The sequence below is a fragment of the Mariniflexile aquimaris genome (assembly GCF_042676825.1).
Classification (GTDB): domain Bacteria; phylum Bacteroidota; class Bacteroidia; order Flavobacteriales; family Flavobacteriaceae; genus Mariniflexile; species Mariniflexile aquimaris.
Window position 1 is genome coordinate 869,516 of record NZ_JBHTIB010000012.1, and the last position, 16,112, is coordinate 885,627.

Annotated in this window: 17 protein-coding genes; 15 read left to right on the forward strand and 2 right to left on the reverse strand. The window is 33.5% G+C overall.

Annotation, left to right across the window (positions count from 1 at the left end; translation table 11 throughout):
* Positions 1-64 precede the first annotated feature (64 nt).
* The 5 genes from ACFQ0I_RS11785 (at position 65) to ACFQ0I_RS11805 (ending at position 3,505) form a co-directional block, all read left to right on the forward strand.
* Complete coding sequence (locus ACFQ0I_RS11785) at positions 65-1,474, forward strand: MBL fold metallo-hydrolase (RefSeq protein ID WP_379942501.1); 1,410 nt, start codon at positions 65-67, stop codon at positions 1,472-1,474.
* Positions 1,475-1,497: 23 nt separating this feature from the next.
* Positions 1,498-1,785 (forward strand): thioredoxin, encoded by a 288-nt coding sequence (gene trxA / locus ACFQ0I_RS11790; protein ID WP_379942503.1) that lies wholly within the window; start codon positions 1,498-1,500, stop codon positions 1,783-1,785.
* A gap of 11 nt (positions 1,786-1,796) precedes the next feature.
* Entirely contained in the window at positions 1,797-2,378 is a 582-nt protein-coding gene (locus ACFQ0I_RS11795; protein WP_379942504.1) for a methyltransferase domain-containing protein, read from the forward strand.
* Between the two features lie 71 nt (positions 2,379-2,449).
* Positions 2,450-2,593: a hypothetical protein gene (locus ACFQ0I_RS11800; RefSeq protein WP_379942506.1), complete on the forward strand. Its 144-nt coding sequence runs from the start codon at positions 2,450-2,452 to the stop codon at positions 2,591-2,593.
* 195 nt (positions 2,594-2,788) lie between these two features.
* On the forward strand, positions 2,789-3,505 hold the full coding sequence (locus ACFQ0I_RS11805) for a peroxiredoxin (protein ID WP_379942508.1): 717 nt from the start codon (positions 2,789-2,791) through the stop codon (positions 3,503-3,505).
* A gap of 80 nt (positions 3,506-3,585) precedes the next feature.
* On the opposite strand, the gene ACFQ0I_RS11810 is transcribed toward ACFQ0I_RS11805, so the two are convergent.
* Both ACFQ0I_RS11810 and ACFQ0I_RS11815 read right to left on the reverse strand, forming a co-directional pair.
* Positions 3,586-5,688: a TonB-dependent receptor gene (locus ACFQ0I_RS11810; protein ID WP_379942510.1), complete on the reverse strand. Its 2,103-nt coding sequence runs from the start codon at positions 5,686-5,688 to the stop codon at positions 3,586-3,588.
* 82 nt (positions 5,689-5,770) lie between these two features.
* Positions 5,771-6,145 carry a hypothetical protein gene (locus ACFQ0I_RS11815; RefSeq protein ID WP_379942512.1) on the reverse strand — a complete coding sequence of 125 codons (375 nt, stop codon included), beginning with the start codon at positions 6,143-6,145 and terminating at the stop codon, positions 5,771-5,773.
* Between the two features lie 221 nt (positions 6,146-6,366).
* Here ACFQ0I_RS11815 and ACFQ0I_RS11820 point away from each other — a divergent pair, with 221 nt between their 5' ends.
* The 10 genes from ACFQ0I_RS11820 (at position 6,367) to ACFQ0I_RS11865 (ending at position 16,075) form a co-directional block, all read left to right on the forward strand.
* Positions 6,367-7,698 carry a cytochrome ubiquinol oxidase subunit I gene (locus ACFQ0I_RS11820; RefSeq protein ID WP_379942513.1) on the forward strand — a complete coding sequence of 444 codons (1,332 nt, stop codon included), beginning with the start codon at positions 6,367-6,369 and terminating at the stop codon, positions 7,696-7,698.
* 2 nt (positions 7,699-7,700) lie between these two features.
* On the forward strand, positions 7,701-8,777 hold the full coding sequence (gene cydB, locus ACFQ0I_RS11825; RefSeq protein ID WP_379942514.1) for a cytochrome d ubiquinol oxidase subunit II: 1,077 nt from the start codon (positions 7,701-7,703) through the stop codon (positions 8,775-8,777).
* Between the two features lie 85 nt (positions 8,778-8,862).
* Complete coding sequence (locus ACFQ0I_RS11830; protein WP_379942515.1) at positions 8,863-9,477, forward strand: TetR/AcrR family transcriptional regulator; 615 nt, start codon at positions 8,863-8,865, stop codon at positions 9,475-9,477.
* Position 9,478: 1 nt separating this feature from the next.
* Positions 9,479-10,729, forward strand: a complete 1,251-nt coding sequence (locus tag ACFQ0I_RS11835) for a TolC family protein (protein ID WP_379942517.1) — start codon at positions 9,479-9,481, stop codon at positions 10,727-10,729.
* An 11-nt stretch (positions 10,730-10,740) separates the two neighbouring features.
* The gene (locus ACFQ0I_RS11840; protein ID WP_379942519.1) at positions 10,741-11,634 is read left to right on the forward strand and encodes an HlyD family secretion protein; all 894 of its coding nucleotides are present in this window, start codon (positions 10,741-10,743) and stop codon (positions 11,632-11,634) included.
* A gap of 23 nt (positions 11,635-11,657) precedes the next feature.
* Complete coding sequence (locus ACFQ0I_RS11845; protein ID WP_379942520.1) at positions 11,658-12,116, forward strand: OsmC family protein; 459 nt, start codon at positions 11,658-11,660, stop codon at positions 12,114-12,116.
* Between the two features lie 6 nt (positions 12,117-12,122).
* Complete coding sequence (locus ACFQ0I_RS11850; RefSeq protein ID WP_379942521.1) at positions 12,123-13,025, forward strand: ABC transporter ATP-binding protein; 903 nt, start codon at positions 12,123-12,125, stop codon at positions 13,023-13,025.
* A gap of 97 nt (positions 13,026-13,122) precedes the next feature.
* Positions 13,123-13,851 carry an ABC transporter ATP-binding protein gene (locus ACFQ0I_RS11855; protein WP_379942523.1) on the forward strand — a complete coding sequence of 243 codons (729 nt, stop codon included), beginning with the start codon at positions 13,123-13,125 and terminating at the stop codon, positions 13,849-13,851.
* Positions 13,848-14,954: an ABC transporter permease gene (locus tag ACFQ0I_RS11860; RefSeq protein WP_379942525.1), complete on the forward strand. Its 1,107-nt coding sequence runs from the start codon at positions 13,848-13,850 to the stop codon at positions 14,952-14,954. The genes ACFQ0I_RS11855 and ACFQ0I_RS11860 overlap by 4 nt, the downstream gene beginning before the upstream one ends.
* Positions 14,954-16,075, forward strand: a complete 1,122-nt coding sequence (locus ACFQ0I_RS11865) for an ABC transporter permease (protein WP_379942527.1) — start codon at positions 14,954-14,956, stop codon at positions 16,073-16,075. The genes ACFQ0I_RS11860 and ACFQ0I_RS11865 overlap by 1 nt, the downstream gene beginning before the upstream one ends.
* Positions 16,076-16,112: the final 37 nt, after the last annotated feature.

A 16,112-nucleotide genomic window follows, 5' to 3' on the forward strand; every position in this document is an offset into this window, starting at 1 on the left:
GTAACTATTGTTACTACAAAAATTCAAAAAATGACTTATTTTTACAGTTAACAAACAATTGATTATGAAGATTGAACAAATATATACTGGATGTTTAGCACAAGGCGCTTATTATATTGAAAGTAAGGGAGAAGTTGCTATTATTGACCCATTACGGGAGGTATCTCCATATATTAAACGTGCAAAATTAGACGATGCCAAAATAAAATACATTTTTGAAACACACTTTCACGCAGATTTTGTGAGTGGCCATGTAACACTGTCTAAAATGACTAAAGCGCCTATTGTGTTTGGGCCAACAGCAAATCCTTCGTTTGATGCGATTGTAGCGCAAGATGGCCAAGTATTCCAATTGGGCGAAATTACCATTACAGCGCTTCATACACCCGGGCATACCATGGAAAGCACCACTTATTTATTAAAAGATAAAGACGGAAAAGATCATGCTATTTTTAGTGGCGACACCTTGTTTTTAGGTGACGTGGGAAGACCAGATTTAGCGCAAAAAGCAGCTCATATGACGCAGGAACAGTTAGCAGGTATGCTGTTTGATAGTTTAAGAACCAAAATAATGACCTTAGCCGACGATGTAATTGTTTACCCTGCCCATGGTGCTGGTTCTGCCTGCGGAAAAAATTTAAGCAAACAAACCGTTGGGACTATTGGCGATCAGAAAAAAACCAATTATGCGCTACGGGCTAATATGACCAAAGATGAATTTATTAAAGAAGTTACCGATGGTTTACTGCCACCACCACAATATTTCCCTTTAAATGTACAAATGAATAAAGAAGGGTATGATGATATTAGTGACGTTATAGAGCGCGGTACAAAGCCATTAACCCCAAAAGAATTCGAAATAGTTGCCAACAGTACTGATGCTGTTGTATTAGATGTTCGAAAAGAAAATGATTTTATTAAAGGTCACATCCCACGCTCTATTTTTATTGGATTAGACGGTGGATTTGCGCCTTGGGTTGGTGCCCTAATTGCAGATGTAAAACAACCCATACTTTTAATCGCTCCTAAAGGAAGAGAAGAAGAGGCCATCATTAGATTATCTCGTGTAGGTTTCGATAACACTTTAGGTTATTTAGATGGTGGTTTTGAATCCTGGAAAGATGCAGGTTTAGAGTACGACACCATCCTATCTATTCATTCTGAAGAATTAAAAAACAAAATTTTAAAAGAACATGTTCCTGTTTTTGATGTTAGAAAAGAAGGAGAATTTAAATCTGAACACGTTGAAAATGCACAAAATACACCATTAGAATACCTAAACGAATATTTTCATGAATTTCCTGAAAATGAAACTTTTTATATTCATTGCGCTGGTGGATACAGATCGGTAATTGCTGCGTCTATTTTAAAAAGTAGAGGCATCCATAATTTAGTTGATGTTAATGATGGATTTGCTTCCATAAAAAAATCAGGAATACCGGTTTCAAACTATGTTTGCCCTACAACACTGTAATATTCATCATAATTTTTAAAGACATGAGTAAATTTTCAGAAATAATAAACCAAGACAAACCTGTTTTAGTAGATTTTTTTGCTGAATGGTGCGGACCATGCAAAATGATGTCTCCTATCTTAAAAGAAGTAAAAGATAGTTTGGGAGAAGCTGTCTCCATCATAAAAATTGATGTGGATAAAAATCAGGAATTAGCAGCTAAGTACCAAGTAAGAGGCGTTCCTACCCTCCTGCTTTTTAAAAACGGAAAACAAATTTGGAGACAATCTGGTGTGGTTCAAAAAAACGAATTATTATCTATTTTAAAATAGAAACATAGTTCATGGATCTCTCTGAAGATTACTGGGATAATCGCTACAAAACACATAACACAGGTTGGGACATTGGGCACATTTCAACGCCTTTAAAAGCTTATTTTGACCAGCTTACCAACAAAGATTTAAAAATTTTAATTCCTGGTGGTGGCAATGCCTACGAAGCCGAGTATTTATACAAAAAAGGCTTTAAAAATGTGTACGTCGTTGATTTATCCGATACGGCACTACACAATTTTAAAAATAGAGTTCCAGATTTTACACAGGCACAACTGCTACATCTAGATTTCTTTGATTTAGATATGACTTTCGATTTAATTATTGAACAAACATTTTTTTGTGCTATAGACCCTAAGCTACGAAAAATGTATGCTTATAAAATGCGGCAACTTTTAACCGAATCCGGAAAACTCGTCGGACTCTTATTTAACGACCCTTTAAACCTCGAACAGCCTCCATTTGGAGGAAGCAAAAATGAATATTTAACTTATTTTACACCCTATTTTAACATCGCTATTTTTGAACTGTGCTATAACTCTATTGAAAGCAGAAAAAATCGAGAACTGTTTATAAAATTAACACCGAAATAATCTTAAACTGACAAATATCATGATTGTGACACTTTGATTTTTATAGCTTTACGTATCTAAAATTCACAACTATGACACACTTAGCGGTACCGCTTTATAGCTGGACTAATGGCGCCATTATGATTGCCATCTTTGGCGTTGTATGCCTTTCCTTAATTGGAATACTAATCAATTTTATGATGGGTGGAAAAAAAGACAAGGAAAACAACGAATAGTCCTCGGGTCTTTTAAGGTTATACAATAACCCAACTAAGCAATTAAATTTCTTACCATATTAAATAATTTAATTGATTAATTTATTTATTAATTACTGCGCTATACTTGGCAGTAACAATTGTTACTGCATAAGTTTTTACGATAAACTAATTTTATAAATAATTAAAATTCAATACATAATAAATTATATAATAATGGAAACAACACAAAATCAAGAAACATTTTCTATTCCTAGAATTGGTGACAAAGCACCAGAATTTATTGCAACTACAACACAAGGTGAAATTAATTTTCCATCTGATTATAAAGGCAAATGGGTTATTTTATTTAGTCACCCAGCCGATTTTACACCAGTGTGTACCTCAGAATTCATGACCTTCGCACATTTAGAAGAAAAATTCAATAAAGCTAATTGTAAATTAGTCGGACTTTCAATTGATGGATTATACAGCCATATTGCTTGGTTAAGAACTATAAAGGAAAAAATTAAATTTAATGGCATGAAAGACATTGAAGTTAAATTTCCTTTAATAGAAGATATTTCGATGGACATCGCCAAAAAATATGGTATGATTCAGCCCGGAGAAAGTAAAACTCAGGCGGTACGAGCAGTTTTTTTTATTGATCCGAAAGGCATTGTCCGTGCTTTAATTTATTACCCACTAAGTCTAGGTAGAAATTTTGACGAAATTTACCGTGCTTTAATTGCTATGCAAACATCAGACAAATTTGGTGTAGCTACCCCAGCCGATTGGTATCCAGGAAACGACGTCATTATTTCACCTGCCGGTTCTTGTGGTGTTGCTGCCGAAAGAATGAGTGGTACAGACGGATTGGAATGCGAAGATTGGTTTTTCTGCACAAAAAAATTAGACAAAGATTTAGTACTTAAAGAAATACTTAAAAATTAAAACCTTAAAAATTCATTAAAAAAAAGAGCCTCCATAATTTATTGAGGCTCTTTTTGTATTCCCTAATTTTATTCTGAAAATTAAAATTTCTTCTGAAAAAAAACGGTTATATTTCTTCCAGGTTCAGTGATTGGTATTGCTCCAAAATCTGATTGATTATTAAACGAAAAGTTTAAATGATCGTGATAGGTTTGATCGAACACATTTAAAACCGCAACGCCTAACGAAATATCTTTAAAAGGTTTTACACCAAAACGAAGGTCTAAAGTTTCATAACCTGCTGTTTCTATTTCACCAAAACTTTCAGAAATATTACTTTGTTTACTAGTTATTTTGTATTGCACATTCGCCCATGCTTTAGGCTTTTCAAACCCAACCGTAAACATTGTTTTAAATGGCGGTGTTAATGGCAAAGACTCATATAAATCTTTGTTTTTAGCATATACATAAGCAGCTTCAGTTTTTAAATAATAGTCATTTAAAAAATCTAATTTACCCATAACTTCAAATCCTGTTTTATAGGCTTTATCTAAATTCTGAAATACTTTTGGATGAACCGGTTGTACCGTAGGCATAAATTTTCTAGTTAAACTGGCATCTTCTATGGCCACAATATAGTTTTCAAAAAACGAGTAGTAAAAAGACGTTTCGTAACTAAACTTATTGAAAATAGTATTCAATTTTTCATACCCTTTAAATCCAATTTCAAATTGATTATTCGCTTCGGCTTTTAACTCTGGGTTTCCTACATATTCATAAGAATCTTGACCTACCGTAAAATGATTGATAAAACGCTCAATCATATTCGCAGAACGAACACCTCTTCCGTAAGCAGCTTCAATTAAAAAATTATCAGAAATCATTTTCTTAACCGAAATCGTTGCGCTTATATTTTCTTCGGTACGTTTTCTTAAATTATACCTAGCTGCAAAATCAGCTTCAGGATCTTTAATGTTAGAGGTAACAATATCGGCACGTAACCCTGCAGTTAAAATCGTTGAAGGATTAATTGACCATTTGGCTTCGGTAAAAAGCCCTATATCATCAATATAAGAGTCTTGCCAAACCTTATCATAAAATAATCTTGGAGTAGCTAAGGTCATGCTATTCATTATTTTAACGGTTCTGTCTCTACCGCCATCTCTTGCAATATGCATCATATCGATACCCGAATACATATTAAGTTTATTAAACGGTTTCCAGTTCAATTCTACCTTTCCTCCTATGGTGGTGGCTTCAACTGCCGACGATGCCCCAGTCATCATGAACGACGGCCTTAAATTATTCGTCATTAAATGATCGACATAACTGTAGTAAGCCTTTGCTGTTATAGATTTTAAAACGTCTGCAATATTAGACCATTTATAATCTAACGATAAAATACTGCTATTATCGTATTCGGTATCCATAGGTAAACCCGCATGCAATACATCTCTACCAAAAGACTGTCTCCAATGTGCTTGCAAACGTTGCTTTTCGGTGAAGTTATAGCCGAATTTCAAGCCGTAATCTGTACTGCGGAAAGACGATGGTATTTCAATTTGGCTACCATCTTCATAATTACCAAAATCTCTATAACCCACATTTCCAACCACATCATAAGTGTCTGTAACCTGTTGCAGTTGTAACATAGTAACATACGAATTTCCATTAGATTCATACCCACCCGATACTTTACCGTGCAAACCAGCATCTATATGAGATGGTTTTTCGGTTACCATATTAATAATACCTCCAAAAGTAGCGCCATATCGCACGGTATAAGGGCCTTTTATAATTTCTATTTTTGAAATTTCTTCTGGAATAATATGGGTTGTAATAGGATCCATTCTGTTTGGGCACGCATGCATTGCTTTGGTACCACCATCATATTGAATGTTTAATTGTTCGTATTGTGAAGCTCTAAATGACGGATCTATCGCGTAGTTACCTCTTTTAATAACAGAGAAACCGTTTAAATTATTAAATAAATCGGCCACATTTTTAGGCTGAACAATGTTTTTTTGATAGTTGTTCGATACTAGCGTAAGCACAGGGTCAGTTAAGGAATTACCAGTGATAAAAACCTCGTCGAGCTGTACTGTTTTTTGCGTAATAGTATCTTTTACGTTGTCTTTTTTCTCTTGAGAAAAAGACAAGGCATAAACAAGTGTACATAAAAGCACACCATAAAATTTTCTCATTTTTTGTTGTTTAGAAATTAAAATAAATACGATTACAGAAGCTTATTTAAACTTCTGAATTCTTCGTTAAAAAAGATGAGAATTATACTTGTGGAGGATGATCTAAAGCTCTAGAAATAGAATTACAATATAAATTACTGTAGTGATTTATTAAGGTTATTTTTGATGCATTATTAACGAATTCAAAAGAAGATTGTTCAACAATAAACAAGGTAATTTCTTTTAAATTCATAGCTTTAAAAGGCTCTTTATCATCGTTTGTGTTGCTTTCTGCAACTTTCATTAAATGACATTTACCTTCGCATTGCATTTCTGGTTTCTCTTTATTTTCGCAAAGTCTTTCTATAAAATCAGATTTGTCTAAATAATAATAAGCATACGTAAAAGAAACTTGCAAACTATGAAATAAAATAGTTGCCGTTAGTATGCATGATAGTATTATAGATAACATCTTCATTGATACAAAATTACACTTTTTAATTATAAATAATGATACTTTGGTTACCTGTTTAATTGAATATAAACTTGATTTATTATAAATGCTCAAAAGGCTATCTAATACTAAACCAAGTCTACAAATTTATTAAATATGAACCTTAATATTCATTCTTTTTTTAGCAATAAATGTTGCAGTCCATTTAAAAAGGTGTTGTATTTTTGCACTTTAAAAAACTTATAATGGAAGACATGCTCTTTTATGATAGAATGCAATTTGCATTTACTATCACGTTTCACTACTTATTTCCGCAATTAACTATGGGATTATCGCTTATGATAGTCTATTTTAAATGGAAATTTCTAAAAACCAAAATTGATAAATACAACGATGCCGCAAAATTCTGGATGAAGATATTTGCACTTAATTTTGCTATGGGTGTTGTAACGGGAATTCCAATGGAATTTCAATTTGGAACCAATTGGGCCAAATTTTCGGAACTAACGGGTGGCATTATTGGGCAAACGCTCGCGATGGAAGGTATGTTCTCCTTCTTTTTAGAATCCTCTTTTTTAGGACTATTTATTTTTGGTGAAAAATTACTGGGACATAAACTTCATTTTGTAACAGGTTTTCTGGTGTTTTTAGGCTCTTGGGCAAGTGGATTTTTAATCATTGCAACACACTCTTGGATGCAGCATCCGGTTGGCTACGAAATTCTAGATAACGGAAAATTCATTCTTAATAATTTTAGCGCCCTGTTTACTAACGAGTGGTTATGGCCTTCTTATTTACACAATCAAGCGGCATCATTAGTAACAAGTTCTTTTGTAGTTGCAGCAATTGGTGCTTTTTATTTATTAAACAATAAACACGATGAATACGGAAGATTATTTGTTAAAACTGGAGTTGTATTCGGATTGATTTCTAGCTTAATTGTGGCATTTCCAACCGGCGATTTAGCAGCAAAAAATGTTGTTAAACACCAACCCGTAACGTTTGCCGCCATGGAAGGCATCTTTGAAAGTGAAGAAGGCGGTGCAGAAATTGTACTTATAGGGCAACCTAATATGATAGATAAAAAACTTGATAATAAAATAGCGGTGCCTAACATTTTAAGCTTTTTAACCTATCAAAAATGGGATGCGCCGATAAAAGGCTTAAATGAATTTGATGAAAAAGATTACCCAACCAATATTCCCGGATTGTATTATGCGTATCATATTATGGTTGGTTTAGGCACTATTTTTATTGGATTAATGCTAATAGCCGCGGTTCAACTTTTCAGGAAAAAACTATATAACACCAAATGGATATTATGGTCGCTTATGTTCATGCTACCATTCCCATATATAGCAAATACCACGGGCTGGTATACAGCAGAACTTGGTAGACAACCTTGGCTAGTATACAATTTACTTAGAACCGCAGATGGCGCTTCACCAACAGTTTCAGCCGGAAACACCTTGTTTACGCTGTTAGGATTTATTGGACTATACTTACTGTTAGGCCTTTTATTTTTAATGCTGGTTGGAAAAATTATTAATAAAGGACCAGAACTTATAAAACACTAACTATGGAATTATTTTGGTATATCGTTTTAATGACCATGTTAACAATCTATGTGATTTTAGATGGTTACGATTTTGGAGCAGGCATTATTCACTTATTTTTTGCTAAAAAAGAAAAAGACAAAAAAGCAATTACAAATGCTATCGGTCCTTTCTGGGATGCTAACGAAGTTTGGCTAATTGCTGCTGGTGGCGTGCTGTTTTTTGCATTTCCAACGCTGTATGCATCCTCCTTTAGTGGGTTTTACTTACCGCTTATTATGATTTTATGGTTACTTATTTTTAGAGCTATTGGTTTAGAATTACGCGGACAAGTACATAATAAAATGTGGGAAGCGATTTGGGATAAAGCATTTGGAATGGCAAGTTTACTTTTAGCTTTATTTTTTGGAATTGCCCTAGGTAATGTGGTAAGAGGTGTAAATTTAGGAATGGTAACCAACGGCGTATCAACACAAGAAGCGCATTATTTCTTTTTACCCCTTTGGAATTCTACGTTTAGTCCGCAAGCAGAGCATTTAGGCATCATAGACTGGTTTACAATATTATTAGGTGTTATCGGGGTTGTATCTCTAACCATACACGGTGCCAACTGGATAATTTTTAAAACAAATTCCGATTTAAATTCCAAGCTAAAAAAAGTTATTTTTAGCCTCAATTTTTTACTACTTGGCTTGGTTATTATCTCATTATTTATATGGCACATTATAGAGCCGCAACCGTTTCATAATTTTTTAAATCGGCCTTGGCTATTTATTTTTCCAATAATAACCTTCACAGGACTATTTGGATTATTTAAAGTGAAATCATTTAAAAAAGATGGATCAGGGTTTTTATTTTCATCACTTTTTTTATTTGGCGGATTAACCTCTACGGTGGCTTCAATTTTTCCAAAATTATTACCATCAACAAATTCTGTAAATCCAGATCTAACGGTTTATAATGTGGCGGCACATGAGTATGGTTTAACAGTAGGCCTTAACTGGTTTATTATAGCCGCAATTTTAGTGGTTATCTATTTCGTTATTCAATACAAAGTATTTAAAGGAAAAATGGATGATATAGGTTACGGCGACCATTAAAAAGTTAAAAAATAATCAAACTAAGATACGGTTTGATTATTTTTTATATATTTGTTAACCATTTGGTTAAACCATATAGTTTAATATGACAAAAGATAAAGACATCTCTACCGAAAGTAACATTTTAGAAGCTGCTAAACGTGTATTTCAAAATAAAGGAATGGATGGCGCACGTATGCAAGAAATAGCCGATGAAGCCAACATAAACAAAGCCATGCTTCACTACTACTTTAGAAGTAAACAATTACTTTTTGAAGCCGTTTTTAAAAATGCCTTTTCATTATTGTCACCCCAATTAAATGCCATTTTAAACGATGATTCTTCTATTGAAGATAAGATTAAAAATTTTTCTTTCAATTATATTTCCTTCATCATTAAACACCCCTATCTCCCTAATTTTATCATACAAGAGTTAAACAGAAACCCAGAATTTATGTCGACAATTCAAACGATTAGTGGGTTTCCAAACATTGAAAAATTTAAAAACCAGGTTAAAAAAGAGGTTGAAATGGGATTAATAATTCCTATTGAAGCAGAACAGTTATTCATCAATATTATGGCTTTAAATATTTTTCCATTTGTTGCAAAACCATTGGTAAAAGCCTTAATTAACAAAAACGACGCAGACATGAATACCATACTTGAAGCCAGAAAAAACGAGGTTTCAAATTTTATAATTAACGCCATTAAAAGAAAATAAAATGAACAGAATACTATATCTTATAGCTATACTTTTCGCGCTTCCAATGGTTGCACAACAATCCATAACATTGCAGGAATGTTATGATTTGGTAACAACAAATTACCCAATAGCCAAACAATCGCAACTATTTAAACAACAAAACAATTTAGATTTAGAGGTTATTTCCAAAGCCAAATTACCTCAATTAGATCTTTCAGCGCAAGCTACCTATCAATCGGATGTCATTAGTATCCCTATACCAAATACCAGCATTGAACCCCTAAATAAAGACCAATATCGCGCCACCCTTTCTGTGAATCAACTCATATATAATGGTGGCATTATAAACACCTCTTCACAAGTTAAAAATGCACAGCTACAAACGCAACAAAAACAAGTAGAAGTAAGCTTATACCAATTAAAACAAAAAGTAAATGAACTCTACTTTTCAATAATTTTATTAGAAAAGAAAAAACAACTTTTAACCGAAAAGCAAACCCAATTACAAGCGCAACTTAAAGAAGTAAAGTCTGGTGTTAATAATGGCATATTATTGCCTAGTTCAGACAAGGTTTTAGAAGCTGAATTATTAAAAATAGACCAAGAATTTTCAGAAATAAACAGCAACAAATTATCGCTGATCGACAATCTGTCGTCATTAACTGGCACATTGCTTAACCAAGAAACTTCGTTTATAATTCCGTTAACACAAACCACCATAAACGATGAAATTAATCGTCCGGAATTGGATTTATTTCAACTAAAAAAGGAAGAAATAAATTTATCCGAAGCTTTAATTAAAAAACAAAATTCACCAAAACTTGTCGGATTTGCAACGGGCGGTTATGGCAACCCGGGATTAAATATGCTGGATAATTCGTTTCAAACATTCTATACCGTTGGGGTTAAAATAAACTGGAATGTTTTTGATTGGAACATCAATAAAAAACAACGAGAATCGCTGGCTATTAATAAAGATTTGGTTGAAACAGAATTAGAAACTTTTAAATTAAACACAAATATTGAACGCAATAACTACCAGAAAGAAATAAAAAAAATTTCTGATTTAATAAAGATAGATACCAACATTATTGCCTTGCGAAAAACGGTACTTAATGCCACCGAATCGCAACTTCGTAATGGTGTTATTACTACTTCTGCATACATAACAGAATTAACAAACTTAAACGAAGCCGAAAACAGTTTGGCAACCCACCAAATTCAATTTGAATTGGCAAAAGCAAATTATAATATTACATCAGGAAACTAAATAAAACCATTATGAACTTTAACAAATATATTTTAGGCATTAGTTTTATTACAGGCACATTAATATCGTGTAGCAACTCTAATGGAAAAGCCGATGGATACGGAAATTTTGAAGCTACAGAAATCACAATATCAGCCGAAAACAATGGAAAACTAATGCAATTTGACGCAAATGAAGGCGATATTCTTAAAAAAGAGGCATTTTTAGGCTATATTGACACTATTCCACTTTCGTTAAAAAAAGAACAATTATTGGTTTCAAAAGCTGTAACCGTATCCAAATCTAAAGGTGTGTTATCTCAAATTTCGGTACTAAACGCGAGATTAAAAACGGCGAACATCAACAAAACAAGAATTCAAAATTTAATAAAAGATAGTGCTGGAACACAAAAACAACTCGATGATGCTTCAGGCGAAATTGATGTTATTAAACAACAAATTAGAAGCATTGAAATACAAAATGCGCCTGTTGTAAACGAATTAAAAAGCATTGATGTACAATTGCAACAATTAGACGACCAAATTAAAAAAAGCATCATTAAAAACCCAATCAACGGAACCGTTTTGGCTAAATATGCCGAACCAAATGAAATTACATCTTTTGGAAAACCATTGTATAAAATTGCCGATTTAAGCAGCATGGATTTACGTGTTTACGTAAGTGAAACTCAACTTGCGGCTATTAAAATCGGGCAAGAAGTAGAGGTGAAAATTGATGATGCAGATGCGATGAAATCTTATAAAGGAACTATTGATTGGATTGCGTCGGAAGCTGAATTTACCCCAAAAATCATTCAAACCAAAGAAGAACGTGTGGCGCTAGTTTATGCTGTTAAAATAAAAGTTAAAAACGACGGAAGCCTAAAAATTGGCATGCCTGCAGAAATGTGGATAAACAACAATTAATATCAATTTAAAACAACAATATTATGGACAAACATGAATACAATGTAAACATTAGCTGGACACAAGACCGCAAAGGTATGATGTGTTCTCCAGAATTAATGAGTGCAGAATCTACTAAAACAAACTGCATTGAAGTAGCAACCCCGCCACAATTTGATAAAGGCATACCAAACATTTGGTCGCCAGAGCATTTGTTTACTGCCGCCGTTAGCAGTTGTTTAATGACTACTTTTTTAGCTGTTTCTGAATATTCTAAATTCGAATTCATCAGTTTTAAATGTGGTTCAAAAGGCATTTTAGACAAAGTAGATGGAAAATTTGTTATGACAGAAGTACTACTTTATCCAGAAGTTTTTATTTCAGATGAAAGTCAACGCGAACGCGCCTTAAAAATTCTTGAGAAATCTGAAAAAGCCTGTTTAATATCAAACTCCATTACTTCTAAAATAACCATGGAACCTAAAATTACGGTTCAAAATTAGCCCGAAATGAGTATTTCCATCACCAACATATCAAAATCTTATAAAGACGTAAAAGCGCTTCAGAATATTACTTTTGAAGTAAAACCTGGAGAGCTTTTTGGTCTTATAGGTCCCGATGGTGCTGGAAAAACAACGCTTTTTCGAATTTTAACCACCCTTTTATTTGCAGATGAAGGCAGTGCATTGGTAGCAGGTTTTGATGTCGTTAAGGAATATAAAAACATAAGAAATAGTGTTGGCTATATGCCCGGGAGGTTTTCTTTGTATCAAGATTTAACGGTTGAAGAAAACCTCAATTTTTTCGCTACGATTTTTGGAACAAGCATCGAAGAAAACTACGATTTAATAAAAGATATCTACGTACAAATAGAACCTTTTAAAAATCGTAGAGCTGGAAAACTTTCTGGCGGTATGAAACAAAAACTGGCCTTAAGTTGCGCCTTAATTCACAAACCAAAAGTGCTGTTTTTAGACGAGCCAACCACTGGCGTAGATCCTGTATCGCGTAAGGAATTCTGGGAAATGTTAAAACGATTACAACTAAAAGGCATCACTATTTTAGTATCGACACCTTATATGGACGAAGCTGCATTGTGTGATAGAATTGCACTCATTCAAGATGGAAAAATTCTAGAGATTGATACTCCAAAAGCGATTGTAAAGCACTATCCCAAACAAATTTTTAATGTGAGTGCAAATAACATGTACCAATTAATAATGGGTTTAAATGATTATGAACATAAACATAGTGTGTATCCTTTTGGCGAGTTTGTACATTATACAGACAGTAGAACAGACTTTAATCCTGAAGAATTAAAAACGTATTTGGAAACTAAAAATTTATCAAACATACACATTGATAAAACAGCAGCTACTATTGAAGACACCTTTATGGAATTAGCTAAATAGAGGTTATCCTCAAGCTTGTCACACTGAGCGCAGTCGAAGTGCAATCAAAACTATAGTACATCCTTACTTTGCTCAATGTTACAATATAAGACAGAATATGAATAACAACAACGTCATAGAAGTAGAAAACCTAACCAAAATGTTTGGTGACTTTACAGCTGTAAATGCCATTTCTTTTGAAGTAAAAAAAGGCGAAATATTTGGTTTTTTAGGCGCTAATGGTGCAGGAAAAACCACCGCTATGAAAATGCTAATCGGTATTTCGAATCCTACTTCTGGAAACGCTATGGTGGCTGGTTTTGATGTGTTTACGCATGCAGAAGACATCAAAAAGAATATTGGTTATATGAGTCAAAAATTCGCCTTATATGATGACCTAACGGTTAAAGAAAATATTACGTTTTTTGGTGGCATTTATGGATTATCTCGAGCAAGAATTAGAGAAAAGGCTAAAGAATTAATTGACGAATTGGGTTTACAAGACGTAGCAAACCAACTGGTTGGGTCATTGCCTTTGGGTTGGAAACAAAAAATCTCCTTTTCAGTCGCCTTGTTACACGATCCGAAAATTGTGTTTTTAGATGAACCAACAGGTGGCGTAGACCCTATTACAAGGCGTCAGTTTTGGGAAATGATTTATAAAGCAGCTAATACAGGTACCACCATTTTTGTCACCACTCATTACATGGATGAAGCCGAATATTGCGATCGCGTTTCCATTATGGTAAATGGAAAAATAGAAGCTTTGGATACACCAAAAAAACTAAAAGCACAATTTAAGGTAGAAAACATGAACGATGTGTTTTTAAAACTAGCGCGCGGATGAAACGATTTATTGGCTTTATAAAAAAAGAGTTTTACCATATTTTTAGAGATAGACGCTCGCTGTTTATACTTTTCGGAATGCCTATTGCACAAATTTTATTGTTCGGATTTGCCATTACCAACGAAATAAACAATGTAGACATTGCCATTTTAGACCATTCGAAAGATGTCAATACACAAGAAATTATCAATAAAATATCGGCATCAAAATACTTTAGTATCAAACAGATAATTGAACGCGAGGCAGATATTGCTTCTGTATTTCAAAAAGGGCATGTAAAAGCCGTTTTAAATTTTGAGAAAGACTTCAGTCAAAAACTTATTAAAGATAAAAAAGCCACGGTTCAGATAATTACAGATGCCACAGACCCAAATACTGCTAATACCATAAGTAATTATGTAAGTGCCATTCTTCAACAGTATCAAAAACAATTAAATAAAGACATCACAATTGTTTATCAAATCGTTCCAGCATCGCGCATGGTTTATAATCCGGAACTAAAAAGCGTTTATATGTTTGTTCCTGGGGTAATGACCATAATTTTAATGCTCGTTTCGGCAATGATGACCTCTATTTCCATAACCAGAGAAAAAGAATTAGGCACCATGGAAATACTCTTAGTATCGCCACTTAAACCGTTTCAGGTTATTGTTGGCAAAGTGTTTCCTTATATTTTTCTATCTATTATAAATGCTATCGTAATTGTTTTACTGAGCATTTTCATCTTTAAAATGCCCGTTCAAGGAAGTTTGTTTTTATTGGCTCTAGAAAGCATTCTTTTTATTATCAGCGCCTTGGCTTTAGGTATTTTAATTTCAACCATTTCGGCTACACAACAAACCGCTATGATGATTTCGTTAATGGGATTGATGCTTCCAGTAATTTTATTATCCGGATTTATTTTTCCGATTTCAAGTATGCCTTTACCGCTTCAAATTATTAGCAATATCATTCCTGCGAAATGGTTTATCATCATAATAAAAGGTATTATGCTAAAAGGTGTGGGACTTCAATTTATTTGGAAAGAAACTTTGATTCTATTAGGAATGACCGTGTTTTTTATTGGATTGAGTGTGAAGAAATATAAAATTAGATTAGAATAATGAAAATCATCTTTTATATCATACAGAAAGAGTTCAAACAAATCTTTAGAAATAAAGGGATGCTACCTATTATTTTTGTCATGCCATTGCTCCAGTTGATTATATTATCTAATGCCGCAACATTTGAAATAAAGAATATAAAATTTGCATATATTGATAACGACCACTCTTCACATTCTCGTGCTCTAGTCGATGCTTTTGAAGCCTCCACTTATTTTAAAGTTTTAAACAATTTTTCTTCAGAAACGCAAGCAAGTGACGCCATGCTTAATGGCGACGTTGATGTGGTATTAGAAATTCCATCTCATTTTGAACGCGATTTACAAAAAAACAAACATGCTAATTTGGGTATTACCATTAATGCTATTGATGGCTCTGCTGCGGGTGTAGAAAATGTGTATGTTAGCCAAATTGTGCAAACTTTCAATAAAAATATAAAAATGGAGTTGATGACGATATCAGATGCTCAAGTACAGTCTTCAACCATTGAAACTATTCCCTTGTTTTGGTACAACGAAACGCTTAACTATAAAACCTTTATGGTGCCTGGCATATTGGTATTATTAGTAACAATGATTACCTTATTTCTCTCTGGAATGAACATTGTACGAGAAAAGGAAATAGGCACTTTAGAGCAAATAAATGTAACACCCATTAAGAAAAGCCAGTTTATTATTGGCAAGCTATTTCCTTTTTGGGTTATAGGATTGGGACTGTTAACTGTAGGATTAACTATTGCTAAACTTATTTTTAATGTGCCCATGTTAGGCAGTTTAGCATTGATGTATTTTTATACTTCTATTTACATATTGGTGGTTTTAGGAATTGGTTTGTTTATATCGAACTTTACGGAAACCCAGCAACAAGCTATGTTTATCGCTTGGTTTTTTACGGTGATTTTTATTTTAATGAGTGGTTTGTTTACACCCATTGAAAGCATGCCAAAATGGGCCCAAATACTTACCGAATTTAATCCAATTAAATACTTTGTAGAAGTGATGCGCATGGTTATGCTTAAAGGTTCTGGGTTTATGGACATTCTTCCACAGCTATCAAAAACGCTTACGTATGCCATTATTATGAATGGATTGGCTGTTTGGAGTTACAAAAAAACAACCTAATTCCCTGTGTAACTTTTGTTGCTGTAGCATCTTATCA